The organism is Acinetobacter sp. CE-15, assembly GCF_051059255.1.
GTDB lineage: Bacteria > Pseudomonadota > Gammaproteobacteria > Pseudomonadales > Moraxellaceae > Acinetobacter > Acinetobacter guillouiae.
Genome location: NZ_CP192737.1, coordinates 2,665,151 through 2,691,712 on the forward strand (window position 1 = coordinate 2,665,151; position 26,562 = coordinate 2,691,712).

General features: G+C 37.6%; 23 protein-coding genes, 1 tRNA gene and 1 pseudogene. 11 read left to right on the plus strand and 14 right to left on the minus strand.

Annotation, left to right across the window (positions count from 1 at the left end; translation table 11 throughout):
- Positions 1–125: 125 nt before the first annotated feature.
- Positions 126–359, plus strand: a complete 234-nt coding sequence (locus tag ACQ7EO_RS12410; RefSeq protein WP_004721027.1) for a DUF2171 domain-containing protein — start codon at positions 126–128, stop codon at positions 357–359.
- A gap of 427 nt (positions 360–786) precedes the next feature.
- Here the strand turns inward: ACQ7EO_RS12410 and ACQ7EO_RS12415 are convergent, their stop codons facing one another.
- On the minus strand, positions 787–957 hold the full coding sequence (locus ACQ7EO_RS12415) for a hypothetical protein (protein WP_303576226.1): 171 nt from the start codon (positions 955–957) through the stop codon (positions 787–789).
- Positions 958–1,268: 311 nt separating this feature from the next.
- On the opposite strand from ACQ7EO_RS12415, the gene ACQ7EO_RS12420 reads away from it, so the two are divergent.
- The 3 genes from ACQ7EO_RS12420 to ACQ7EO_RS12430 all read left to right on the plus strand — a co-directional run bounded on the left by ACQ7EO_RS12420 (position 1,269) and on the right by ACQ7EO_RS12430 (position 2,653).
- Positions 1,269–1,415 carry a hypothetical protein gene (locus tag ACQ7EO_RS12420; RefSeq protein WP_167468940.1) on the plus strand — a complete coding sequence of 49 codons (147 nt, stop codon included), beginning with the start codon at positions 1,269–1,271 and terminating at the stop codon, positions 1,413–1,415.
- Between the two features lie 590 nt (positions 1,416–2,005).
- A tRNA-Ile gene (locus tag ACQ7EO_RS12425) sits at positions 2,006–2,082 on the plus strand.
- Between the two features lie 298 nt (positions 2,083–2,380).
- Positions 2,381–2,653, plus strand: a complete 273-nt coding sequence (locus ACQ7EO_RS12430) for a putative quinol monooxygenase (protein WP_239045773.1) — start codon at positions 2,381–2,383, stop codon at positions 2,651–2,653.
- A gap of 46 nt (positions 2,654–2,699) precedes the next feature.
- Here ACQ7EO_RS12430 and ACQ7EO_RS12435 read toward each other — a convergent pair whose 3' ends face one another.
- The gene (locus ACQ7EO_RS12435; protein ID WP_151802038.1) at positions 2,700–3,239 is read right to left on the minus strand and encodes a type 1 glutamine amidotransferase domain-containing protein; all 540 of its coding nucleotides are present in this window, start codon (positions 3,237–3,239) and stop codon (positions 2,700–2,702) included.
- A 278-nt stretch (positions 3,240–3,517) separates the two neighbouring features.
- Here ACQ7EO_RS12435 and dctA point away from each other — a divergent pair, with 278 nt between their 5' ends.
- The gene (dctA, locus tag ACQ7EO_RS12440; RefSeq protein WP_303578117.1) at positions 3,518–4,801 is read left to right on the plus strand and encodes a C4-dicarboxylate transporter DctA; all 1,284 of its coding nucleotides are present in this window, start codon (positions 3,518–3,520) and stop codon (positions 4,799–4,801) included.
- A 261-nt stretch (positions 4,802–5,062) separates the two neighbouring features.
- Here dctA and ACQ7EO_RS12445 read toward each other — a convergent pair whose 3' ends face one another.
- Positions 5,063–6,274: an MFS transporter gene (locus ACQ7EO_RS12445; protein ID WP_434277468.1), complete on the minus strand. Its 1,212-nt coding sequence runs from the start codon at positions 6,272–6,274 to the stop codon at positions 5,063–5,065.
- Between the two features lie 134 nt (positions 6,275–6,408).
- On the opposite strand from ACQ7EO_RS12445, the gene ACQ7EO_RS12450 reads away from it, so the two are divergent.
- The 3 genes from ACQ7EO_RS12450 to ACQ7EO_RS12460 all read left to right on the plus strand — a co-directional run bounded on the left by ACQ7EO_RS12450 (position 6,409) and on the right by ACQ7EO_RS12460 (position 8,680).
- Complete coding sequence (locus ACQ7EO_RS12450) at positions 6,409–7,002, plus strand: TetR/AcrR family transcriptional regulator (RefSeq protein WP_434277469.1); 594 nt, start codon at positions 6,409–6,411, stop codon at positions 7,000–7,002.
- A gap of 200 nt (positions 7,003–7,202) precedes the next feature.
- Complete coding sequence (locus ACQ7EO_RS12455; RefSeq protein WP_303578115.1) at positions 7,203–7,718, plus strand: GNAT family N-acetyltransferase; 516 nt, start codon at positions 7,203–7,205, stop codon at positions 7,716–7,718.
- 152 nt (positions 7,719–7,870) lie between these two features.
- Complete coding sequence (locus ACQ7EO_RS12460; RefSeq protein WP_244015763.1) at positions 7,871–8,680, plus strand: siderophore-interacting protein; 810 nt, start codon at positions 7,871–7,873, stop codon at positions 8,678–8,680.
- A 127-nt stretch (positions 8,681–8,807) separates the two neighbouring features.
- On the opposite strand, the gene ACQ7EO_RS12465 is transcribed toward ACQ7EO_RS12460, so the two are convergent.
- The 5 genes from ACQ7EO_RS12465 to ACQ7EO_RS12485 form a co-directional block, all read right to left on the minus strand.
- A complete protein-coding gene (locus ACQ7EO_RS12465) occupies positions 8,808–9,995 on the minus strand; it encodes a glycosyltransferase (RefSeq protein ID WP_303578114.1) in 1,188 nt (395 codons plus the stop codon).
- Positions 9,996–10,096: 101 nt separating this feature from the next.
- Entirely contained in the window at positions 10,097–13,984 is a 3,888-nt protein-coding gene (locus ACQ7EO_RS12470) for an autotransporter outer membrane beta-barrel domain-containing protein (protein ID WP_434277471.1), read from the minus strand.
- 490 nt (positions 13,985–14,474) lie between these two features.
- Complete coding sequence (locus ACQ7EO_RS12475) at positions 14,475–15,254, minus strand: TIGR03915 family putative DNA repair protein (RefSeq protein WP_270385629.1); 780 nt, start codon at positions 15,252–15,254, stop codon at positions 14,475–14,477.
- Positions 15,255–16,514 (minus strand): putative DNA modification/repair radical SAM protein, encoded by a 1,260-nt coding sequence (locus ACQ7EO_RS12480; RefSeq protein WP_004821029.1) that lies wholly within the window; start codon positions 16,512–16,514, stop codon positions 15,255–15,257.
- 468 nt (positions 16,515–16,982) lie between these two features.
- Positions 16,983–17,405: a PACE efflux transporter gene (locus ACQ7EO_RS12485; protein ID WP_434277472.1), complete on the minus strand. Its 423-nt coding sequence runs from the start codon at positions 17,403–17,405 to the stop codon at positions 16,983–16,985.
- A gap of 93 nt (positions 17,406–17,498) precedes the next feature.
- Between ACQ7EO_RS12485 and ACQ7EO_RS12490 the strand changes: the two genes are divergently transcribed.
- Together ACQ7EO_RS12490 and trmB are read left to right on the plus strand one after the other, a co-directional pair.
- A complete protein-coding gene (locus tag ACQ7EO_RS12490; RefSeq protein WP_434277473.1) occupies positions 17,499–18,422 on the plus strand; it encodes a LysR family transcriptional regulator in 924 nt (307 codons plus the stop codon).
- Between the two features lie 139 nt (positions 18,423–18,561).
- A complete protein-coding gene (gene trmB, locus ACQ7EO_RS12495; protein ID WP_004821023.1) occupies positions 18,562–19,278 on the plus strand; it encodes a tRNA (guanosine(46)-N7)-methyltransferase TrmB in 717 nt (238 codons plus the stop codon).
- Positions 19,279–19,404: 126 nt separating this feature from the next.
- Here trmB and ACQ7EO_RS12500 read toward each other — a convergent pair whose 3' ends face one another.
- The 6 genes from ACQ7EO_RS12500 to ACQ7EO_RS12525 all read right to left on the minus strand — a co-directional run bounded on the left by ACQ7EO_RS12500 (position 19,405) and on the right by ACQ7EO_RS12525 (position 25,227).
- Positions 19,405–20,667 (minus strand): carbohydrate porin, encoded by a 1,263-nt coding sequence (locus ACQ7EO_RS12500; RefSeq protein ID WP_434277474.1) that lies wholly within the window; start codon positions 20,665–20,667, stop codon positions 19,405–19,407.
- A gap of 266 nt (positions 20,668–20,933) precedes the next feature.
- Positions 20,934–21,641 (minus strand): YoaK family protein, encoded by a 708-nt coding sequence (locus tag ACQ7EO_RS12505; RefSeq protein ID WP_434277476.1) that lies wholly within the window; start codon positions 21,639–21,641, stop codon positions 20,934–20,936.
- Between the two features lie 48 nt (positions 21,642–21,689).
- Positions 21,690–22,367: a YoaK family protein gene (locus ACQ7EO_RS12510; protein WP_434277477.1), complete on the minus strand. Its 678-nt coding sequence runs from the start codon at positions 22,365–22,367 to the stop codon at positions 21,690–21,692.
- 38 nt (positions 22,368–22,405) lie between these two features.
- Positions 22,406–22,570, minus strand: a complete 165-nt coding sequence (locus tag ACQ7EO_RS12515) for a DUF1427 family protein (RefSeq protein WP_004721074.1) — start codon at positions 22,568–22,570, stop codon at positions 22,406–22,408.
- Between the two features lie 56 nt (positions 22,571–22,626).
- Positions 22,627–24,501, minus strand: coding sequence for an amidohydrolase (locus ACQ7EO_RS12520; RefSeq protein ID WP_434277479.1), 1,875 nt, complete (start codon positions 24,499–24,501; stop codon positions 22,627–22,629).
- Between the two features lie 39 nt (positions 24,502–24,540).
- Complete coding sequence (locus ACQ7EO_RS12525; protein ID WP_004821006.1) at positions 24,541–25,227, minus strand: hydrolase; 687 nt, start codon at positions 25,225–25,227, stop codon at positions 24,541–24,543.
- A 435-nt stretch (positions 25,228–25,662) separates the two neighbouring features.
- Between ACQ7EO_RS12525 and ACQ7EO_RS12530 the strand changes: the two are divergent.
- Positions 25,663–26,546, plus strand: a pseudogene (locus ACQ7EO_RS12530) (LysR substrate-binding domain-containing protein).
- The last annotated feature ends 16 nt before the right edge of the window (positions 26,547–26,562 follow it).

The window sequence follows — 26,562 nt, forward strand, 5'->3', positions numbered from 1 at the left end:
ATAAAATTTAATTCATTAAGTAATTATTTTGGCTGTCTTGTAGCCTTTTCATTTCAGACCAAGACTCACCTTCCTATTTCATATAAGGTAAATATTCAAATCACATTTCAATAGGAAAGTATCAAATGACTTCTATCAATGTTGAAAGTATTAAGAATCATGCCGATGTTATTGCGTCTTGTGGAACCAAAGTTGGTGAGGTAGATCACCTTGTTGGAGCAGACCAAATCAAGCTGACTAAACATGGCGATGGACATCACCATCTCATCCCAACATCTTGGGTTGGTGAGATAAAAGGCGAAAAAGTTATCTTAACTAAAGATTCTCAAGAGGTTAAAGACACTTGGCTAGAAGTATAGATTTGGCCTATTACAACTGACATTATATTCAATTTTATAGGTGTCTCGTTCTGAAGTAGATTGACACTTATTTCATATAAAACGCTCGATGAATTTCATTGAGCGTTTTATATTTGATTAAATCTTATTTTTAAGACTTTCGTATCTTCATCTAACCTTAATTGGCGTTGTCTTTCGCCTTCATTGATAAGATCAAGGCGTTTGCCCCAGTATTGAATTGCATATTGATATTCACTCTTTTTGCTTGTTGATATATTTTCTATTCTAGAATTTATAAGTAGTAATATGGATAATGACTAACGGTGTAATATTTCAAATAACCCTATAAGTAAACTTTAAAAATCATCTTTAGGATGCTCTCATTTAGTTTTTGGAAATTAATAGTTTATTTAGCAAATAAAAAATCCACCGAGGTGGATTTAATCAGTTAAGAATGCTGTGTTTTTCTTTTCCCACCACCATCCTGCTTATTTACAGTCGCCCAAGCAATACGTGCTGCATCTTCATCTGAGCGACCTTGTTTTTTCTCACTTTCATAAATATGTTGAGCTTGTCTTTTCTGCTTTGCTGTATATGCTGATTTATCACCTACAGACATAATCACTTCTCCATATAACGTTAAATAAAAGCATTGTTTTTATAGCATGGATTATTTTATTCGCTGTTTAGTGTTGTAAGTACTTGTGAATTTAAACCCTGCTTGTTTATTTTAACTCAATATATAATACCAATTAACACTATGTTTTTATTTTAAAAATAACTAGCCATTATTTTAAAGCATCATTTCATTTAATACTTAATCTTTCATTTAATCTACATTGATCACTTTTGAACAACATTTATTCACACAGTATTGATGAGATTAGTCCACCATATAAATTAATCACTTGATAAATCTTAGAGGTTAATATGCAACATGATAACAACCCATCAACCGCTCAAGAAAGATCTGAAAAAGCACAAGAAAAGCGTAGAATCCCTAAATATATTTTACTCTTAGTGGGTCTATTTTTAATTGCGATTGTGATCTATATGCTTGCGAGCTGGCAAGGCTAAGTTAGAGTAATGTGCAGCTATTTTTAAACGACCTATTTTTGATTGTATAGTCCATAATTGATCTTGCTTGAAGAGACTTTAAATTGAGGTAATCCATAAAAGCTTGGTTTGCTATAGCTGCTGTAGACTTCTTTTTCTCGATATTTAATTGTTGTTGCTGCTCTAATATTTTTTGCTTTTTATGGTTGGGATTTATTCCTTATGCCATTTGTAGCAATTTCCCCTGTGCTAAGTCATGCGCTTTCCCTAGACTGATATTTCCATATAATCCAAAGTCGTGTGCACAGATTTACCAAGAACTTTCTTTCAGCGATAGTAAGTTTTATCGCTGTTATGTACACGTACAACAAAGCCAATCAACTCCTTGTCTCGATAAATCGCAGATCTAAGCTCCAATTGATCAATAAATGTCTTTGTCAGCTTTACTCTTGGTGTTGACCTATATAGAATCTCTAGCTGTCGCAATGCTAAACACTATATCAAGCTATTCTCTACAGTCTACTTGTAAAAAAAACTTGATAAACTCTAAAATCTTAGATAGTATTGCACACGTTCCAAGTAGTTGATAATTAATCAATTCACTTGATGAAGGGCCTGTAGCTCAGTTGGTTAGAGCAGCGGACTCATAATCCGTTGGTCCCCAGTTCAAGTCTGGGCGGGCCCACCAAATAAGATAACCACTTAGGTGCATTAATCCTAAGTGGTTTTTTAATATCTGCTTCTTTATTAAGTTATCTATAAGCAATTCAATAGGCTTCTTTCATAAGTCATTTCTAAACCATTGATCAACACACTCCTTGATCCTAACCATCAATACCAATATAAATCACTCAACATGATCATTTTTGATTTATGAAAGATCGAATAAAATGCGCATTAAATTTTTACGCAAAAAATAATAATTTATGCAAGACTAGTACTACGCCTACATAAAACAACAGCTCTATTTTATCAATGAGAATGCGATGGTTAAGCTATGTGGTCAGTTAATCTGTGTGTCTGAACAAGAATTAAATATCGTAATCAAGTATCTTCCAGAACATATCAAGTTAACCAGACAAGAACGAGGTTGTGTTTCTTTTGAAGTTAAACAAAGTCAAAATCCCTTAATTTGGGATGTGCATGAAGTTTTTGAGAGTCGACAAAGCTTTGAAAATCATCAACGTAGAATATCAGGTTCTGTGTGGGGAATTAAAACCCAACATATTCAAAGATTGTATGAAATAACCCTCGATTAAAGGGCTATCTCAAAAATTTAAACTTTGCCTAGCCTGCTCTATCCACTTATTCTAATTCTTTTAATATCGCCTCATTAAAGGCAGGAATATCATCTGGACTGCGCGAGGTAATGAGTACCCATCCACCCGTATTACAACGATGAACTTCTTCATCTACCCAGTTTGCACCTGCATTCTCTAAATCTATGCGAATACTTTTATATGAAGTCAAATTTTTATCTTTAATTCGTTCTGCATTGATTAAAGCCCATGGTCCATGACAGATGGCAGCAATCGGTTTCTTATGGTCTGTAAAGGATTGAATGATTTTCTTAGCATTCTCATCAATTCTCAATTGATCAGCATTGACCGTTCCCCCAGGAATAACCAGCAAATCATAATCACTTGGATCTACTTTTTCCAAAATCGCATGCGGACTATATGACACCGATTTTTCATCATCATGAACAACGGTTCGTACATCATTTAATTCAATCGCAGCGTGTATGCTTTCTATGCCCTTGCTCGTCAAGAAGTCTAAAGGTTTTTTAAGCTCATCATGCTCAACGCCAGAATTGGAAGTGATGAATAGTACTTTTTTAGTCATTTTCTTACTCCAACAATACGGTATATTTCAAGCTAACAAAAAATATGATTGTAGATGTACAAGTTTTAGCTTCTTATTGTTAAATGTTTTAGGATATTGTTTTAAGGCTTGTTAGATATCCTTTTTGTTATTCTATCTATACTGCTATTAAGCAACCTATGTATCAAACGATCAAATAACACTACAACAAAAACTACAGAAAAGACCAAAAATTATTCATTCAAAAAATGGCATAACTATTGCTTTTTCAAGTGACCTTTTAGTTATGAATCTCCTCAATGAAGCTCATTAAACGCTCTTTATTTTTACAAGTAATGATTGCATTGGTGATTGGCTGTTTATTCGGTTACTTTTTGCCTCATATTGCGATCAATTTTCAAGTGTTTGGTAATGGCTTTGTCAAACTTGTCAAAATGTTGATTGCTCCACTTATATTCTGCGTCATTGTGTTAGGAATCTATGGTGCAGGAGACTTAAAAAAAGCTGGGAAAGTAGGAATAAAAACGCTGATTTATTTTGAAATCATGACCACTATCGCTCTAATTTTAGGATTAGCCGCAGCCTACATATTTAAACCTGGGCATGGTATGCACGTGGATATTTCAAGTTTAGATGCGTCCCAAATGACCAAGTACAATGAAAATATCCATGCAGTTACAGGCGTATCTGATTTCTTTTTAAATATGATTCCTCAAACTGCTGTGGGTGCATTTACGGGGAATGATATTCTGCAAGTGGTTGTCTTTTCAATTTTATTTGGCGTTGCATTATCTATGCTGTCTAAAGATGTCAGTGAACCTGTCGCCTCTTTTATTGACAAAATATCTCAAGTTATTTTTAAAATCATGTCCATCATCATCAAACTGGCTCCTATCGGCGTTTTTGGTGCAATTTCTTTTACCGTAGCAAAGTTTGGAATAGAAACTTTACTTAATCTGGGCTATTTGGTTTTAATTTATTATGCAACTGTGATTTTCTTTGTGATCGTCATACTTGGTCTGGTATTAAAACTCTTAGGCTTCAATATTTTTAAGCTCATTCGCTATTTTAGAGAAGAAATCACCATTGTATGTGGAACATCATCTTCTGATTCGGTATTACCGCAAGTGATGTATAAACTAAAAAAATTAGGGATAAAAGACTCTATAGTAAGTCTGGTCATTCCTTCGGGTTACTCTTTTAACTTAGATGGCTTTTCAATTTATCTCACCCTTGCTGTTGTATTTATTGCGCAAGCGACAGGCGTTCATCTAACAATTTCAGACCTCATCATGATTCTTTTAATCACCTTGTTTACCTCAAAAGGAGCACATGGTATTCCTGCATCAGCAATCGTTGTACTCGCTGCGACTTTATCTAGCTTTCCTGTTATCCCGGCGATTGGCTTGGTATTGATCCTTTCAGTGGATTGGCTGATTGGTATTTTAAGAGCAGTAAGCAACTTGATTGGGAATTGTGTCGCAACTTTAGTGATTGGTGTATGGGAAAATGATGTTGATAAGAAACGTGTACATCAAATGTTAGATGATCCGAACTGGGCAAAAAATGAATTGGGCAGTTAAAACGCAATTAACACATAGTGGGGAAAAATTAGAGTTTTATCTTACAGCAAAACCAACGCGCTATTACCAACTATACTATAACCAACAGAATACGCTTTAGATAAAATCCTTTAACGCTATCTTAAGCACACATATTTCATAAAAACCATTTCCGCATTGAGTCGCTGAAATGGTTTTTTATAAATCATGGCATTTACTTAAACTAAAGTCCTCAATTGAAGACCACTCCAGAAAGCACAGCAAAAAGAATCGTACTGATCATCATGACGGATCATTTGATATGGCTATGCTGTCATTAGCCATACGGTAATGTCCCCATAATACAATCACCAACACCATATCCCCTGCGCATAATGCAACGAGAAAACCCGATCTTAGCCCATAGCCATCAACCATTTGTCCAGAGATTGCTGCGCCTAGTGCCACGCCAACATTTAACCCAGCCAGTAACCATGTCATACCTTCCGTCAGGCGATGTTTTGGCACAATGCGCTCAACCAGTGCCATTGCGACGATCATTGTCGGTGCAAAAAATATCCCTGCCAGTAAAACACTACTTGCCAGCATCGTAATACTATTCACCCATAATAAGGGTAATGTACTCGCTGCAGTTGCCACGCCTCCGAGTAATAAGAGATGCTGTAAAGACATTTTCAATTTAACTGCACCAAATAATAAGCCAGCTAAACATGAACTTAACGCATATGCAGAAAGTACCAAACTGGCAGCTGCAGGCTGACCAAGATGTTCAGCAAAGGCGACACTAACGATATCAATCGTGCCTACAATGATCCCCATTCCAACCATTAACAATGTCAGCAAGCGTATCTGAACAAGCATAATGATTGAGCCGGAACGCTTATGAGTTAAATCTTGTGTGTCGATTTGGGGTTCTGTACCTCGTTGTAACACCAGTAAAAAAACACCGATAATCAACAACAATGTTGCAACCAGTAAACTTGCTTGTGCTAACACTGCTATCGATAAGCCAACAGACAATGGCGGGCCAATAATAAAGGTGACTTCATCTAGTACTGTTTCTAGTGAGTAAGCGGTTTGTAATTGAGCTTGTCCAGCATATATTGCCGTCCAACGCGCCCTTACCATGGCAGATATACTGGGCATAAAACCCGCCAATAATGCCCCCACAAACAACGTCCAATCAGCTGCCCGCCACCATGAAGCAAATACCAATATCAGTAAACCGATACTGCTGATCGTTGTTACGATAGGCAGTATGCGGCTTTGTCCATATTGATCAACTAACTTTGATACTTGTGGCGACACTAATGCGTATGTCAATACGAATACCGCAGACACTGCACCAGCCAGCGCATAGCTCCCCCTCAGTTGAGATAACATAACAATGATACCGATGCCGGTCATCGGTAAGGCAATCCGAGCCAATAGACCAGCCAAAGCAAAACCTTGGGTACCCGTGATAAAAAATAGTTCTCTATATGGACCAATCATCAGACTCTCCTGAATACAATCTCTTGCAAACATATAAGGATTCAGTAAAAATACATACACTGCGTATGAATAAAGCATACATTCATACGCAGCGTATGTAAATAATCATACGAAGCGTATGTAAGGAGAAGTTGATGGTTCGTCGTACTCGTATTGAAATGGAAGAAACCCGTGCTGCACTGATTACGATGGCTCGAAAAGTCTTTAGTGAACGCGGTTATGCCGATACCTCAATGGATGATCTCACCGCACAGGCAGGTTTCACTCGTGGTGCGTTGTATCACCATTTTGGTGATAAAAAAGGATTACTGGCTGCAGTCGTTGCACAAATCGATCATGAAATGGATCAACGTTTAGATGTGATCTCCGAACAAGCTAAAGATATTTGGTCAGGATTTAGTCAGCGTTGTTATACTTATCTAGACATGGCAATAGAATCAGAATATCAACGCATCGTACTGCGCGATGCACGAGCGGTATTGGGTAGTGCATCTATAGATTCGCAACAACACTGTATTGATTCGATGCAAAGACAGATAGCGCAACTTATCCAGCAAGGAATCATTGAGCAAGCTGATCCGCAAGCACTTGCCTGCTTAATTTATGGTAGTTTAGCTGAAGCCGCGTTTTGGATAGCTGATGGTGAAGACCATAATCAAAGACTCAAGTCTGGAAGAACAGCACTAAACCTTTTACTCCGCGGGTTATTGATTAAAGTAGATCAATAAAAATTCTGATTGCTATGAATACAGGATTTAAATTGAAACTTGATATTCAGAATAATAAAGTCAGAGAGTTAGAATCGACATCCCTATTGTTGGCTTCAATTTAGGATTGGTTTTTAGCTTAAACCGATCCTGATTTTAACCATATACCTTTTGTCTGCTATACGATAAATTAACTGTAATTCTGAATTTTCGAGGTTTTTTTGAACTGGAATAATATAGAGATCCATTTTTCTCAAGTTGTTTTAAAACCATTTACATCTTTAGATGCTGATGAGGTATTTCAGCATATTACTCCCACCTTAACTCGATATATGGCTTGGGATCCTCCGCAAAACCGTCAAGAGTTTAATGAGATCTGGCATAAATGGCTAGAGAATATTAACGATGGGAATGAGTTAATTTTCGTCGTCAGAAACGTTGCTAATCATGAGTTTCTTGGCCTTGCAGGATTGCATCAAATACAAACGGAAACACCTGAATTAGGCATTTGGATTCGAGAAGATCGACATAAGTCAGGATTTGGTAAAGATGCGGTAACAAGCATGGTTCATTGGGCTTCAGTCAATTTGAGTTTTAAAAATTTTATTTATCCTGTAGCTGTTGAAAATTATGCCAGTCGTCATATCGCAGAATCTTTAGGTGGGGTTATTTCTGAATATAAAAAGAAACCTAAATATGATTCAGTGACTTATGTTATTCCTCCTCATACTGAATAATACAAATAGATAGATTAAATTGTTTATGATTTATTGATGCAGGATATAGAGTATCTTTGCAGTTTTATCATCAACTCTCGCGGTAATAGTGGCATTTTCATGTAAAAGTCGATACGATAATGAGAATTATTGTTATTTATATGGAATAAATCATGGCGCTGAATGCACATCGCACTTTTATTCAAGTAAAAGAGAAAATATATCTAGGTCCAAACTATGTTCGTATTATTTTTGACTGTGCAGATGTAGAGAAATTCAAATACACCAGTATTGGTGATAACAATAAAATTTTTATTCCAAGGCATGATCAAACTGCGATAGAAATTCCTGATTTTGATTTTAATCAGCGTAAATGGATTGTCAGTAATCCTGAGATGATGCCAGAAATTCGGACTTATACCCATCGAGATATTGATTTAGTCAACAAAACCCTAACCATCGAGTTTGCAATGCATGGTACAGATACGGTGGCTTGTCACTGGGCAGATCGTGCTCAACCTGGAGATCAAATTGGCGTAACCATGTCTACTGCCGCTAAAAATTCAATCCCTACAGGGCTGAATCATTATCTCATTATCACTGATGGGACTGGACTTGCAGTTACTCAAGCGATCTTAGAAAAATTAACAGCTGATGCCAAAGTATATGTCATTGCAGAAGTGGCAACTGTAGAAGATCAAATCGAACTACATACACAAGCTGATTTAGAGCAAACATGGCTGTTCAATCCAAACCCGCTTCAGCAAAGTTTATTGGCTGACGAATTGTTACGCCATCCTGAATTCATTAATCTACCAGCAAGCCGTTTTGCACATATTACCGCTGAACTACAAGCCGTACGCGCATGTCGTAATATCTTAAGAAAACAAAGTGATTGGGGCAAAGAGGATTGTTATGCCTGTTCTTACTGGCAGATTGGGAAAGCAGATAATGAACGGCAGTCTAAAGTGCTAGATGATTAAGCCCAAAGTGAATAAATGATCAATCCCGAAATCTGATTTATATTATTCTGAGTAGATGCGTTAAAACCTTATAAACTAGGGTTTATAAGGTTTTTCATTTAACTTACTCAACAATGAATATCGGTTTTTAATTCCCGTTTAAAATTTTTTCTAATAATGCTTTTTTTCCAACTCGATGTAAATTCAGTGCCAACAACTGCCCCTCATAAAAAGAGTCTTGCATAATAAAACAACGATATTCATTGATTTGATCTGTTAAACGATTGACAAGGTCTTCTGGACAATGTTCAACTAATTTTTTAAAGGCTTGATAGGACTCTTCAATTTTTCCAAGTTTGTATGCATTTAAGCACCATTCATATAGTGACCAAAATTTATAAATATCTTTCTTTAAAAATAAACGATTACCTTCCGGCATTTTTATTTCACTGGCTTGTTTGGCAAAACAGTAAGCCAATTCAGGATGATGATCCCAACTATGCCGTCTAGCCGAATGATACCAACACTCAGCTCTGTGTGGATCATGGGCTATTCCCATCTGCCAATACGATAGTGCATCTTTGTAATTTTTTTCACTTTCATAAAGTAAACCCAATTGCTCAAAACTACAGTATTTTTCATCATACCAACCTATATCTAATTCAGCCCGCTTTAGATACCATTCTATTGCTTTATCTATCTGTCCTGCATCTTTATATGATTGTGCACAATAGAATGCATAACGTGGTAATAAATCTGGATCATCACCAGAGATATAAGCCATTTCAAGGATTTTGGCATCTTTTAAGTATTTGTCTTTATCTAAACTCCGATTACCCTTTCGACCTGAAATAACGACATAAGCGCCTTGAACTTCCCCTACCTCTTGCTCATTTTTATTTTCTAAATATTCATGTAAAACACCGCGCCAATGATACTGAGCATTATTTTTAATAATGAGTTTTCTTAAATATTTTACCGAGAGATCTTCATTGGAAAGTTGAAAATAATAAGCATCTTTCTGTAAAGTCGGTAGACTTAACTCACCTGTTACTGAATCATCTGCATCAAAAATAAGAATGTAATCACTTTTTCCAAGACAAGCTTTTAAAGCAATATTACGGTTATAACTAAAATTTTGCCAAGCTTCATAAATTATCTCACCTTGAATATTTTTCGCTTTAAAAAAGTTTTCGATAATCTCTGGTGTACGATCACTAGATCCAGTATCTGAAATCACCCAGTAATCCAACTTAAAATGTTGACATATATTTTCTAATGTTTGTTCAATGATATGACTTTCATCTTTTACAATCATATTTAAGCAAAGTGACATATTTTTTCTCTTTGATTCTATTTACATACTTCTATATGAAAGAAACCTTGCATTGCAAGGCTTCTTGATGGATTTCTTTTAAGAACACTTAAATACTAGAATTAGAAATTCACTTTCCAACCAATATTTCCAATGAAATCGCTATAGTTATTACTACCCATCTGATATGAAAGATTAAACCATGCATAACTGTTTTTGCTTGTTTGCCCTTCAACACCAAATTTAACTTCACCCAAATTTGAGTTGCCAGAAATGCCATAGTAACTATTATCTAACTTCACAAGTTTGTCTTCAGAATTATAAATCCAATTTAATGCGACGTATGGGCGATAGTTTGAGCTAGCTGCAATATCTGTAGGGACCACAAGAAAGGCTTTTGCTCCAAGACGAGTTTGAATATTGCCCTTGCCTTCATCAATTAACGTACCTGTAGATTTTTCTTTAAATGAATCTAATCGAACATCTTGGTAAATAAATTGACCTTGTGGTTGAATCCAATAACTAACGCCTTCACTTTGTCCAAGTTTATAGCTAGAACCTGCTTCTATTGAGGCCGTAATTCCTGAAGAATCATATTTTTCTGTTCCAAAATCTTGTCCAGATACTTCATTTTTAAACTTACTCCACATTGCCCATGTATCGACATATGCACCAGTTTTTTCAGTCGGATTTTCAAACCAAGTTCCATACAGACCAAAGCCATAACCATCGAGTTTTGAAGATGATTTGTAATTTGTAATTGATGATTTGGAATCACTGCCTGCATTACCATAAGCAGCCATTAAGCCGACATTATATTCATCTTTTTCGCCAAAGTTTGCCAAACCTAAACCTGCATGTAAAACATAATGATGACCATCGGTATCAATCTGTCCAGATTTATCTTCAAATTCATTATAGCCCCCTACAGCTCTTAACCAGAGTTGACCGACATCATCTTTATTCATATTGGTGTATTCACTTGCACCAATACGATCTTCTAAACGATGGACAAATAAGTTATTGGCAATATTGGCATTAAAAGTATAACTACCAACCTCTGGGCGAATGACTGGTTGATGTGGACCTGTACTGCCTGTTGGACCAGTTGCTCCTGTATCCCCAGTTGCACCTGTAGAACCTGTGGCTCCAGTTGCACCTGTAGAACCAGTTGCGCCCGTAGAACCTGTGGCTCCAGTATCACCCGTTGCACCGGTAGAACCAGTTGCGCCCGTAGAACCTGTTGCACCCGTAGAACCCGTTGCACCTGTAGAACCAGTCGCTCCAGTATCACCCGTTGCACCTGTAGAACCAGTTGCGCCCGTAGAACCTGTGGCTCCAGTATCACCCGTTGCACCGGTAGAACCTGTGGCTCCAGTATCACCTGTTGCTCCAGTAGAACCAGTCGCTCCAGTATCACCCGTTGCACCTGTAGAACCAGTTGCACCTGTAGAACCAGTCGCTCCAGTATCACCCGTTGCACCTGTAGAACCAGTTGCACCTGTAGAACCAGTTGCACCTGTAGAACCCGTTGCGCCCGTAGAACCTGTGGCTCCAGTATCACCCGTTGCGCCTGTAGAACCAGTTGCACCGGTAGAACCCGTTGCACCTGTAGAACCTGTGGCTCCAGTATCACCCGTTGCACCGGTAGAACCTGTTGCGCCTGTAGAACCTGTGGCTCCAGTAGAACCTGTGGCTCCAGTATCACCCGTTGCGCCCGTAGAACCCGTTGCACCTGTAGAACCTGTGGCTCCAGTATCGCCCGTTGCGCCCGTAGAACCTGTGGCTCCAGTTGCACCTGTGGCTCCAGTATCACCCGTTGCGCCCGTAGAACCTGTTGCGCCTGTAGAACCTGTGGCTCCAGTATCACCCGTTGCGCCCGTAGAACCTGTGGCTCCAGTATCACCCGTTGCACCTGTAGAACCTGTTGCTCCAGTAGAACCAGTCGCTCCGGTAGAACCCGTCGCTCCAGTATCACCTGTGGCTCCAGTAGAACCCGTCGCTCCGGTATCACCCGTTTCACCTTTCATATTGAAACTTTCAAGATACCAATCACCATTCGCATGCTTATTTAACAGATATTCATAGCCGCCTTTTACAACACGGCGTTGTAAAAGAAATTCACCATTAGATACACCATCGATGTCATACATCAAAATGGATTCTTTTCCAGTTGGATCAACCAGATTTAAGTTATTGACCCAAACCCAATCAATACCTTTATCAATCACATTACCCGTAATTTTGACGTTATCTGTATATGATTTACCATCTACACCTAAATCACCACTCTGTCCAAGACCCGTTAAATAAGAGTCCATTAGCCAAGTATTATTTCCAGTTGTATAGTCGCCAGTAATGGTTAATTTGTCTCCAGCCACACCATTAGCCAGATCAATTTGAGAGTTGGATGCAACAACGTTTCCTTTTAAGTTAAAAGCAGATTGTGTATTTGTAAGTAGATTACTGCGATTCACATCATGAGCAACAAGTTGTGAATTTATTAAATTTAATGTTGTAAAGTTCGCTTGAGTACTATTTCCATTCGCTTCCAATTGCCAAGTCGCGTTATTTTTTAAATTGAGATTTAAAGTAGAGCTGTCTGTTTTATTTACAAGTCCCTGCATATATCCGTTTTCAAAATGATAATTGACTTGGCTTGGCGTTGTACTTGCTCCTTGAACATCAATCAAATACGCATTATTTCCCGTATTAGAAATCAGTGATGTGTTATCACCTCTAGCAGAGAAAATATAGTTTTTTTGGTTTGTTCCTACAGTAATTAAACTTGCCGTACTTGTAGCTGTTTTATTAATGATTAAATTATTAAATGTTGTAATTGTTTGATCTGTAGCTTGACTTGAATTACCACTAATATTAATAGCTTCCCTGCCTGCTTTAATCTCAGTACTAGAGGTAGCGGCATTGGCATCCAGTAAAGCGCCCTGCCAAATAATATCAATTGCAGAATCATTAAGCGCTTTAGTCGTATCTATGATCATTTTTCCTTTGGAGTATAAACGACCTTCGCCTGTACCAATTGCTGCTGTTTTCCCTAAACGAATAGCGTTTGCGCGAGTAGATGTACTCTCAATACTGATATTGCTATTATTTAAATGAACTTCTGGTACCACGCCACCTTGTTCAGAACCAGAAATATAAATTCCTATTGCATCATTTTTTTGATTTTTAATATCAATGTTTAAATCTTTATTCACCTCTACATAGCCAGCAGCACCATTACCAGAAGATTGTGGTGCTCCTTGAATTGCACGAATACCGACAACTAACGGATAATTTGATAAAAAGGATGGGTTATTATTTGCACTCATTTTAATATTTAAATTATCAAATATAGCTTTGGACCTCATCCCATTAAAAGCAGCTGTTTCTGCTGAATTAACACTTGACCCCACAACTACACCATAGTGCTCAAATCGTTCATTAAATGTTGGCCCTTTGGGTAAATCTAGCATGGTAAGATTCAATGTACCAATAGTTGAAGTACCCCCATGCGATACTCCCAGTCCTATTTTTGCAATATTATCCCCATTTGGATTGCTACTATTACTATCTAAATTTGTAATCGTGAGATCGAGTTTTTTTCCAGCGGCATTAAAAGAAGATGTAAAATTAGGTGCAGTTCCATAGACTGAAATCCCCCCCGATCCCTTGAGTGTTGTAGTTAAATCATTGGTCAGCGTTATGCTTCTGTTGGCATTTTGGCTATAAACTAAAAACCCAGTATTCCAAATACTTGTATTTCCTATTTCAGGTAAAATAGTAGATACCTCACAGTTAATATTTGCTCCAGTATTATTTGTATTATTAACCGTAACAGAGCCATTTGTTCCTTGCGTACACTCTACAGCTAAACTCGCTGAGGAAATCAGAACACCACCAATCAATAAAGTCACTTTCGATGATGATTTCCCTTTTCTCCCAAGCTCTGAACATACTACCCAAGCATTTAGGCTTACATTCCATATTAGTTTATAAATTCTATTCATGTGGTATTTCCTTGTATATTATTCTGTGATGTATTTTGCATTTTATAATTAACATATCAACAAAATAAAAACAACACAAATCACATACCACTATAAAATCAACATAAATTACAATTACTTATAAATGAATAAATTATACCATTTGATAGTATTTTCAAATAAAATAGAAAGCTGAAAAAATAAAAAAAACTGTATAAGATTTATTCAAAAAATAAACATAAAACCTTTGCCTGTGTAAAGAGTGAAGACCTTAAATCATAAGCATTACAGTGTTTAAAATAGACAGCACACATGTTTTTTGTATTCATGTAATCGCTCCCTCTTTTGAGACGTATAAAGATTAAATAAAAAATTCGGGAAGAAATAACTGTTGTGGCGCCGCTCATATAATCCATAGCAATACCATAGACAAAGCCAGACAAACATCAAAACCAAAACTATATTATTCAAGATCCAGCTATAGATACAGGCGATATCATTAATTTAATCTTTAAACCGTTTTCTCGTTCATATAGCGCCAATATCGCTTTGGTACATATTGAATATGTAGTTTAATGTTTTTCCGCGCTGAAATATTTACACTGTTAAAATAATCTTTCCAAAGCTGATCATATAGAACCTCTTGATGATCTAATTCAACACTAAAATCTTGACTAGAACCTTGATGAATCTTTTGATCAATCTCTAAGACATTCATATTGACTTGATGAACCTGTCTTAAATCATAATAGATACCAAAATCTCGTTTTTCATCATAAATAAGCCAGCGCTGGTCTTGATATCTGGCTTTAAAATGCTTTTCGATCAAAGGCAAAACATTGAAATCTGGCTTAACCAAGCTTAAAAATAATTCATCTTTACATTTTTTAAAGCGAACAAAAGCTTCCATACGGTGCTTTTCTCTTCCCACTTGTTTGGCCCATTTTGACAGTGCCAAAACATCTGGATGACCAAAATCTCGATCAATCGCTTTTTGAGCGAAGAATGCATAAACACTAAAATTAAACAGATGTTGAAAAGCATCTTCCTGTTCAGATAAAAAAGTATAGTAAAAGTTACGTAACCCACTTGCTGAAACTTTTAACTTTAGGCCTTGCCAAACTCTGTTGGCTTGAGCGTCATTGGATTCAACAAAAATCGTTTCATCAAATAAAGCGGCTTGAGTGTTGTTTTCACTTGAGACAATGACATCAAACTCTTTAAATTGAAATGCACGAAATACACAGCACAAAACCCCTGTCATGGTCCCATCAAAAATATATTTCGCCATTTAGAATAACAAATCCAACTGGGGTGAAAGTTGTTGAGTATATTTTGAATGCCCTGTCTGTAATATTTTCTGGCGAATTTGGCTGGGTAATTGATCTTTTAAAAATGGAGGGGTATCAGCACAACGAATAAAATGCATTGCCCTGTTATAAGCAATCCCCAATTTTTTGATTTGATCAATATGAATTTTACCAAAGCGACGTGCTTGAACAATTTTCTTAGCTGACCGGACCCCAATTCCTGGGACTCTTAAGATCATTCGATATTCAGCTTGATTGATATCGATAGGAAATTGTTCAGGATGACGTAATGCCCAACTCAGTTTTGGGTCGATATCTAAATCTAAATTTGGATGCTTTGCATTAACAATTTCATTTGCTTCAAAACCATAAAACCGCATTAACCAATCAGATTGATACAGTCTATTTTCACGCAGTAATGGCGGTGCTGAACCTACCGAAGGCAACGCTTTTTCTTCATCATTAATCGGAATATAGCCCGAAAAATATACCCGTTTGAGTTTAAACTCTTTGTAGTGACGATCAGCCATTAAGATAATATCCTGATCCGTTTCATTATGTGCACCCACCACCATTTGAGTTGTTTGTCCTGCTGGAACAAACTTCGGCACAGTTTTTATAATTTTTCTTTCATCTTTAAATTGAATCAAACGGTCTCGAACAATGCCCAAATCTTTTTGCACTTCATCATGGGTTTTTTCAGGGGCAAACTTTTTAAGACCTTCTGCGGTAGGCATTTCTAAATTGATACTCATCCGATCTACATAAAGCCCTGCCTCATGGATAATCTCCTGTGAAGCACCTGGAATTGTTTTCAAATGAATATAGCCATTAAAGTTTTCTTCTAATCGTAACTTTTTAACGACTTGTAGCATACGCTCCATGGTATAGTCTGCTGACTTAAAAATTCCTGAACTGAGAAACAGCCCTTCGATATAATTTCTTCTATAAAAATTAATGGTTAAATCAACAACTTCTTGTACCGTAAAAGCAGCTCGTTTGACATCATTAGAACGGCGAGAAACACAATATGAACAATCAAAAATACACACATTGGAAAATAAAATTTTAAGCAGCGATACACATCGACCATCTTCGGTATAACTATGGCAAATTCCAGCCCCAGTATTACCTAGCCCACTGTCTTTATTTTTGCGGTTACTGCCACTGGATGAACATGACACATCATACTTCGCAGCATCTGCTAAAATTTGCAGTTTTTCTCTAATACGCTCTGTCATCACTCACACCTAATTTTCCGAATGAACTTTAGTGATTATATAAATTATGAGCGGTCAACAATGGTGATTTCTTTATTGTTGCGACATCAGCTGTCGTATAAATATGAAGCATTAGGGTCTGTTGACAATTCGTCTATGTTTGCGACTACGTGTGTTTTTTAGGCGATACTAGGCGCGAAATACGTAATTTAGTCATTCTAAATGAGTAGTTCGTAACGACGTAGCGGCAAAAAACACGCTAGTCCCGAAGGGTTGTGGCTAAAATTATCTCAGCCTACGTTATGAAACTCGAAAATAGTCTCGCTATTCTCTTCGTTTCATGCCTTGCCTGCTCAATTTTAACCTACAACGCAAGCCATTTATGAAATGTCAACAGACCCTAAATAGAAATTATTGTGCTAGGAAAAACCTAAATTATTGCCCATTCAATTGAATGGACAATAATTTAAGCAGAAACAATTACATTTTTTAAGCTTGAGCGGAAAGTGGAACACCAAATAATCGATCAAAAGACCAATTAAAAATAAATGTATAAATTGGAATGATAACAATTAAAGCAGCATCTAATAAAAATGCCTCTAGAAAACTAATATTCATCCACCATGCAATCAATGGAATAAGAAAAACTACTAAGGTTAATTGAAATCCGATCGCATGAACTACACGGCGTTTTACTGTACGTTGACGTAAAGTTTGGCGTTTTTCCCATGCTTCAAAAATTAAGTTATAAATAAAGTTCCAGCTCACAGCAATCGTGGTAATCAGGAAAGCCAAAGGCCCTGTATGGGTTAATTGTGTACCCGAAAGTAGTGCCAGCCCCAAAGAAGAAATACCCAGTCCAATGATTTCATAGGTACTTACATAAATTACTCTACGTTTAAGACCTTGCATAAACTTACCCAAACAGATTTTCAAAAAAGCTATTTTAATTTCAGTTATAATAATAGATAAAGACAATAGCTTTCAGTTTGACTGATACCAATTATGAATTTCACCAGCGAAAATATAGAATTATTTGTAAAAGTACTGGATACAGGCTCTTTTTCTGCTGCGGCTCGTGCCTTAAATCGAGTACCATCAGCCGTCAGTATGGGTATTGCAAATATTGAAGCAGAATTAGGCTTACAACTGTTTGAAAGAACACCCCGCAAAGTGATTCCAACAGCGTCAGCACTTGCCCTAGCCCCACAGGCAAGGATTATCTCAGAACAATTAAAACAATTGAGTAAACATGCTTATGAACTGTCCTTAGGTTTGGAGAGTACTTTAAAAATAGGTGTTGTATCAGATGTAAATAATCAAAAACTTTTACAATCTATTGATAAACTTGCATCAAAATACCCACTGCTCAATATCGAAATCATTACTGCACCACAAGATGATATTTTGCATTTACTGTATTCAGAACAAATCACAATCTGTTTAGCGGGTTCAGGGCAACATATTAAAATGCAAGAACATTTGCAGTTGGTCAGCATGGAGGTTGTTGTTGCAACAATCTCTGCAAATCATGCCTTGATGAGTCAAGCAGTTCATCCTATTTATATTGAGGATTTGGTTAATGTTCGGCAAATTGTTGTTGCGAGTAGTGCGCTTGATATTGCAGATCTAAGATCGGTAATTGCTGCATCTTATTGGCGAACCAATGATCTACAAACGGCGATTGATATGGTTGAGATCGGCTTAGGATGGGGAAATTTCCCATATTCATTGGTCAAATCACATATTGATGCTGGGCGTTTAATCCAAATTGATTTTAAAAATACCTACAATCAACTTTCCGTTCCGATTTATCTGATTTGGTTAAAAGATAAAGCACTCCCTAAAGCATCGCGGGAATTAATCGAGTTAATTAGACAAAGTCTAAATGAACATAACGACGCATTGAGTAACAGGAACAGTCTTTGACTCAGCGCGCGTTAATGATTTTATTTTATCCAGTTTTCATTGTAAATTTATTAGAATTGAATGAAATTCTATAAAAAATTTGACTTGCGAAGCTCAGCACTTACAATACGCCTTTTAGATTTCTAGTATTACCTAAATCATGTCAAACGATCAAATTGAAGCACAAATTGTAGAATTAGACAATTTGCAAGAACACCGTGAAATTGTGACATTTATGCGTAGATCGTCACCGCTCAATACTTCACAACGTACTGCGCTTGAACAACATCGTGATTTAATTTTGGAATACCCTGTCGGCGATTTACGTCAACACTTTGAACATCCTGAACGCCCACTTACGGTAGAAATTGGTTTTGGTATGGGCCGCTCTTTGGTCCTGATGGCAAAAGCCAATCCTGAACGTAATTTTGTTGGAATCGAAGTGCATGTGCCTGGTATTGCGCAATGTGTTTATGAAGCAGGTATGGCAGAAGTTAAAAACCTACGTGTTTTAGATGCAGATGCAATCCAAGTTCTGCGTGAAATGCCTGACAATAGTATCAATACAGTTCAGCTTTATTTCCCTGATCCTTGGCAGAAAAAACGTCATTTTAAACGCCGTTTTGTTTCTCATGATCGTATGCCATTGGTTGAAGAAAAACTCGAAATCGGTGGTACATTCCATGCTGCAACAGACTGGGAACCGTATGCTGAATGGATGCTCGATGTTTTAGACAATCGTCCTCGTTTAGAAAATTTAGCAGGCAAAGGCAATAGCTATCCTCGTCCTGAATGGCGTCCACAAACCAAGTTTGAACGTCGTGGTATTGAGGCAGGCCATAAGATTAATGACTTTATTTTTAAGAAAATAAATTAATCCAAATCACTCTCCTTCTAAATTTATCTGTAGCATTAAATATCAAATATTTAATGCTATTTTTTTGTCTAATGTTGTCTATTTAAATTGGACTCATCCTAAAAGATTTTAGCTAGATTTTTTATGCTAAAAGTTAAGCTTTGTTCCCAATGCCAAGACCCAAGCATTGTTGACATCATGTGTTGCACCAGGGTGAACGATATATTGCAGGCTTGGGCGTAACATCAACCATTTTGTTGGATAATAACTATAATTTAATTCAATATTATATTCGGCATCAGCATTAAATTGTTTCTTGTCTTCTGCAAAACGATCATTGATATGAATACGATTCAGTGCAAAACCCAAATTATCCTCAGCTCGGCTGCTTATCACCCCATAATACTTTAAACCGATCTGTTGAGACTGATCCACCTTGTTGGTGGTACGGCTATGGAATGTAAAATTGGCAAAACTGTGTAAGCCCTGCTTTCCTACACCAACAGAAGTAAGTTGCTGGTCAAAGTTAAACCAAGCGCCATAAGTATGATTTTGTTGTTGCCTCGTCCGTATATCCTTTTGATTTTTAGCTTCATCTGCGCTGTTATACATTGCCCCTACACGATAAGTCCCTGCTAATCCATTGATTAATGATTTCGGTTGCCAGATCATCTCTATGGGAATGGTGATACCATCAGCGTGATGGGTACTCAGATTCCAGCCATGACGTTCTAAAGCATTTTGAGGGTTATATTCATAAACGCCGATTTGTACGGCCAGATCTGGGTGAAATTGATATTTTAAACGGCCACCCCATTGAGAAATTGGAGAGTTATACCAAATTCCGCTTTGCCATTTCCCCATTTGCGCAGCACAAAATGAATTATTTTGAAATTCACAAGACATCACATTGAAATCTGTACCCATTCCCAAACGCCCTAATTTAATACTGAGCCCCTGTTGTTTAAAATTTTTCTCCAAAGAAAACTCGGTCAGTCGACTTTTACTGTTACCACGACCATAATTTGCTTGAACATTGGCAATCTGTGGTGCAGATGGATCAGAAATATCTTCCGAAGATAAACTTTCTCCTTGTCTTGCTGTGATTGTTGCTCTTAATGTCATCCCCTCCCAATTTGCCAGCTTTTCTAAATCTAAAGTTGAACCAATTAAAAATTGACTGGCATATTTAGGATCATTCCCCGAATTGTAGCCACCATCGGCTAAATAAGCGCTGTCTACAATCAAGTTTGCATCTAATTTAATCCCTTGCGTTAAAAGTTCAGTCCGCATCCCCTGCCAATCACCAAACAAATAAGGACTATTTTTGTCTAAGCTGTGTTGAGCAGCATGCAACTGCATACTGAGCAATGAAACAAAAGGAATCATACATTTAATTAAATTTGACATAGGTTTACCTTAATTTTGCAAAGTCCATAATTAAAATAAATGACAGATGCTGGCTTTGCTGTTTGACAAGACATGGCTTAATTTTTGGATTTCTCAAAAATGTGAATGATGAATGCGAGTTAAATCAATCAAGGCTTGATTTAACTAAAAATGATTATTCCAATAGGTATTTGAAGGAATTTTTAAGCGCCTACGTGATCACCATAATCATGACAAAAACACCATCAAGCATGATTAATCATTGAAGTTTATTCATCATTAAGCCACTAGCTTGGTTGGACAAATCTTTGCTTGGCTGCGAGATAAGACAGATACAACACAGGTGCGACAAAGAAAGCGACACTCCAGAAATCTAGATACACATATAAAAAAGCACCTAAAAATGCGCCAATCACAAAACCCACCACAATGCTGAAACTGTGCTGTAACTTTTGCATATTGCTATGGTTCCGATCTCTTAAATAATTAGAAATATCTATACCTAACTGTGTTGTATTTCCCGTCATCATGGTGCTCGGACTAATATGTTTAATTAAGGTTTTACTTGAAGTGTTACGAATAGCTAAGGCGATCAGCCCTAAACCACCGGTAATTGCGACGGTGACACTATTGGCATCTTTAAACGGTTCAAAATATAAACCCGCAAGCATAAACCCAAGCAAAAAAATTGCTTCCCCCAAAAATAAATAACTTAAAGTGGTATGTTTTTGTACGCTACGATCAATCCAATATTTGGTGATGGCAACAGTCAGAATAAATAAGGGAATTGCCCCAAGCTTAATCCAAATCCCTGGCCCACCTTTGACCCAAGCAGCGCCGGCTAAAACTAAGTTTCCTGTGACATGTGCAGTAAAAAAACCAAACAGTGCGATAAAGCCAATGGTATCAATTGCGCCACCCACAATTGTCAATAACAAAGGATCTCGACATGTTTTCCAAAACCCACTCGGTGGCGTCGTTTGTACATTTTCCATGTTCTACTCGTCATTCAATAATTAATTAGAATTAGGATCTGTCAAAACCTAAGCTTTTTTATAGTTGTCCCGATTGATGTAAATCATCAGTAACAAAACTGGGGGAAGCAAAAATAACCACAGCAATGCAAATTTATATACGATTGCAGCAACTGCGCACCCCAGTGCAAAACTCAACATGGTTGGAAAAATTGCAACAATACTCTGTCGAATTTGCAGTCTTTTTTCCTGAGAAGGTTTGGAAAAAAGCTCAGCAATATTTAACATCAATTGTGTTGTAGCGCCCGTCATCACAGTTGTTGGTGATTCTTTTGTCCAATGGATACGATGCATCGCATTTTGAATCGCCATAGCCGCCACTAATAACATACCGACAGAGAAACTCATGACGGTATCGTATTTAGGAAAGGGTAAATAAAAATAGGAGCATACGGCGACAATACTAAGAAGCAAAAACATCAGCTTGAGAAAAAACGCATATGAACTGTTTTGATGGCGGATAAACTTTTGATCCAACAATTTTACCGATAAAACCGTAATACAGAACATCGGTAATGCTGCCAATTTAGCCCAAGCACCTGTTTGGCTCTCGGAGACTAAAGCCGCGCCTAATGTTACAAAATTACCTGTCACGTGGGCAGAAAATAAGCCATGCAATGCGAGAAAGCTTGCAGTATCGACATAGCCTGCATTGAAGCTCAATAATCTACTTAGTCTGAATTGCATCGTTTGCCCCTTTCTCCTGTTATTGCATCACCCTATCGTTAGGATAATAAGTTTTTAATCATTGGCATGAGTTGTTCGCCAATAACCATCCCCAATAAACCGCATAGGGCCACAAAAGGTGGTGCTGGAGATTTCACATTTAATAGGTAATACAACACGCCAACCAACAACCCAACGGCCAAAGAGATCAGATAGATTTTCATAAATTTCTCCCCAATAAAATTCCACCTAGTTTCAGATGGAATTTTTTAGGTTGGTTTTAAAAAGCAAAACAAGAACAGCCTAGTGCGCCCCAAAATGATTTTTTATCCTGATCATTGATAGGAACGTCAAGCATCCATGCATGCGAATGTCCATGCATGCCACAGCTGCTAGAACATGCACACACTGCTGAATTTTTTTGTAAGGGTTGTAAGGAAGGCGCATTACGATTTTCAGAGTGGCGCCACTGCCCGCCAAATCGCTTGACTGGTGACCAATCAGGCGATGCGGGTGGAATCGGTGGATCTTGTTGCTTAAATTCGGCACCCGCATAGACCACTTTACCGTCCATCACCGTCATGACTGATTCAATAAATTGAATTTCATCGTCCTCAACAGTGAGATAGTCATCTGAAAGTACAACAAGGTCCGCATGTTCACCTGCGACTAAAGCGCCTTTATTACTTTGCTCGCCTGAAAACCAAGCCGATCCTTTGGTCCATAGTCTTAGCGCTGTCTGACGATCAAGTAAGTCTTTCTCATCATATAAAGCAAAGCCACCCACAGTTTTACCTGTGGTTAACCATGCCAAACAGACCCAAGGATTATATGATGCAACACGCGTCGCATCTGTTCCTGCTCCCACTGGCACACCCAGCTCAAGCATTTTTTTTACCGGAGGCGTGTCTTTGGCTGCATCGGCACCATAACGCTGAACAAAGATTTCGCCTTGATATGCCATACGGTGTTGAATGGCAATTCCACCACCAAGTGCACCGATCCGTTCTATGTTTTTTTCTGAAACCGTCTCTGCATGGTCAATAATAAAACGGGTTTCAAATGGCTTTTTACCATTGACACGTTCAAAAACATTGAGCAATCGACTAATGCTTTCATCATAGGTGGCGTGAATTCGAAACGGCCATTTCTTCTCAGACAAATGTTCAACAATGGCTTCTAATTCCGTTTCCATTTTTTCTGGAAGATCTGGGCGAGGTTCATAAAAATCCTCAAAATCACCAGCTGACCAAGTCAGGTTTTCCCCCGCACCATTCATCATCAATAATGCATCGCCATCACCGGGAAACGTCATTTCTGTCCATCGTTGATAATCTTCTAACTCTTCGCCGGCTTTTTGTGCAAAGAGGTTATAAGCAATACGAACGGTCATTTGATCTTTTTCATGCAATTGATTGATCACTGCATAGTCATCTGGATAGTTTTGCCCGCCCCCTCCGGCATCAATCGCAGAAGTGACACCGAGTCGATTTAACTCACGCATAAAATGTCGGGTAGAATTCACTTGATCTTCGACGGGTAATTTGGGTGCCTTACCCAGTGTTGAATACAGAATTGCAGCAGAAGGCGTTGCCAATAATAAACCTGTTGGCTCGCCTTTTTCATTGCGCTCTATTCTGCCCCCGGGTGGATCAGGAGTATCTTTATTAAAACCTAAGACATCTAATGCTGCTCTGTTCAGCATTGCGCTTGCATATAGATGCAGAATAAAAACTGGGGTATCAGGTGCAGCTTTATTGATTTCAGCTAAAGTTGGTAAACGCTTTTCTGCAAATTGGAATTCAGTCCACCCACCGACAACACGGACCCACTGTGGTGCTGGCGTATTTTCTGCCTGCTCTTTGAGTAAGTTTAAAGCATCTTTAACAGTCGGTACTCCTTCCCAACGCAACTCCATATTATAGTTAAGCCCGCCACGGATAATATGGAGATGGCTATCATTTAAACCGGGAATAACGCGACGACCATTTAAATCAATCACTTTTGTCGAGGCTTTGGCCAACTTCATGATGCTATTTTCATCACCTGTGGCAAACACTTTTCCGTCAGCAATCGCGATTGCATCCACTTCAGGCTGTTTCGGGTCGAGTGTAGTAATTTTGCCGTTCTTAAGAATTAACTGTACATCTGTCATGTTCATCTCCATGTAGATGAATATTTATATCCATAAGGTTTATTTTGCTGACACAGGTGCAATAACTTCATGTTGCGTTGTGGTTCTTTCTGGCGCTTTATGTACCATGGTATATGCATAATCTACGCCCATACCGTATGCACCCGAATGTTCACGCACAATGTCCATCACTGCATCATAAGTTTCACGATGTGCCCAATCACGTTGCCATTCAAGTAAAACTTGTTGCCAGGTTACAGGAACCACGCCTGCTTGAATCATCCGTTGCATCGCATAATCATGTGCTTCTTTTGAAGTTCCACCTGAAGCATCGGCAACCATATAAATTTCATAATCACCTTCCAGCATCGCGCCAAAAGCGAATGTAATATTGCAAACCTCAGTCCATAAACCAGATACGATAATTTTTTTACGATGATTGGCTGCCAATGCATCACGAACCTTTTGGTCATCCCATGAGTTCATAGAGGTTCTTTCGAGCAAAGGTGCTTCAGGGAACACATTTAATAATTCTGGAAAAGTGTGTCCCGAAAAACTTTCTGTTTCTACTGTTGTAATAGTGGTCGGAATATTAAAAACCTGAGCGGCTTTAGCCAATCCCACCACATTATTTTTTAAAGTTTGACGATCAATTGACTGTACGCCAAAAGCCATTTGTGGTTGTTGATCAATAAAGATGATTTGACAGTTTTGAGGTGTAAGTTGTTCTAAAAATGCTTTATTCATTTTGATTCGCAACACATTTATAAAGGAATTTATATAAAAGCAAAAATACACGTAAACCACTAGACACTATTTTAAATACAAACTGTATCCTAAAAAGATACAATGATTGATCAGCATAGGATGATGCGTTACTTTAGGGGCTGTTGAGATTTCATAAATGGCTTGCGTTGTAAGCTAAAATTGAGCAGGCAAGGCATGAAACGAAGAGAATAGCGAGACTATTTTCGAGTTTCATAACGTAGGCTGAGATAATTTTAGCTACAACCCTTCGGGACTAGTGTGGTTTTTGCCGCTACTTCGTTACGAACTATTCATTTAGAATGACTAAATTTCATATTTCGTGCCTTGTATCATCTAAAAACCACTCGAAGTCGCAAACATAGACGAATTGTCAACAGACCCTGATCATTCAAGTGAAGAGTACTTTAAAATTAAATGGATAAATTAGACTGTATCAATACGTTTATTAGTGTCGTTGAATATGGAAATTTCAGCAGTGCATCACGTCACTTAGGCATTACCAGAGATCAAGTTGCGAAAAGAATTTGTCATCTGGAAACTATTTTTAATACAGTCCTGTTCATCCGCAATACCCGCAAAATGGATTTAACTCATTCAGGTGAAAAATTTTATCAACACTCTAAAGTCATTATGAGTGAGTTTGAATGGGCAACCAGTGACTTTACCCATGACCAGAAATATCCCGAGGGTAAACTCAGAATCAATGCACCTCATTCATTTAGACATACGCATCTTACCGAGATCATTTCTAAATTTATGACGCAGTATCCCAACATCAAAATAGACTTGTTTCTTTCAGATAAGTTCTTAAATATCAGTGAAGATCAATATGATATTGTTCTCAGAATCAGTCAAGATATTGATCAGCGTAATGCCCACCTGTTTAGTACCTATCATCGACATTTTTATGCAACTACAGCTTACTTTGAAAAATTTGGCGTACCCAATACAATCGATGAGTTAAAACAGCACAGTCTATTGTTGTATTCACAAACGGATTCAAGCACTAAAATTGTGCTGAGTAAGAATAAAAAAGAAGAGACTATTTACTGTACGCCAAAATTGACATGCAACAGTGGCGATTTCCTTTTAGATTTTTGTAAACAAGATCAAGGCATTATATTTTTACCCGATTTTTTAGCAAAAAAAGATCAAGATGCCGGAAAAATTATGCGTTGTTTAGAGGATTATCATTCAAAGCAACTTTATTTTATGCAATTACGCCTTCTCAACAAAAGATTCCAAAAAAAGTGAAGCTCTTTTTAGATCATCTCAAAAAACATTTATCTGATCGCTAATATATAAAGCACTTCA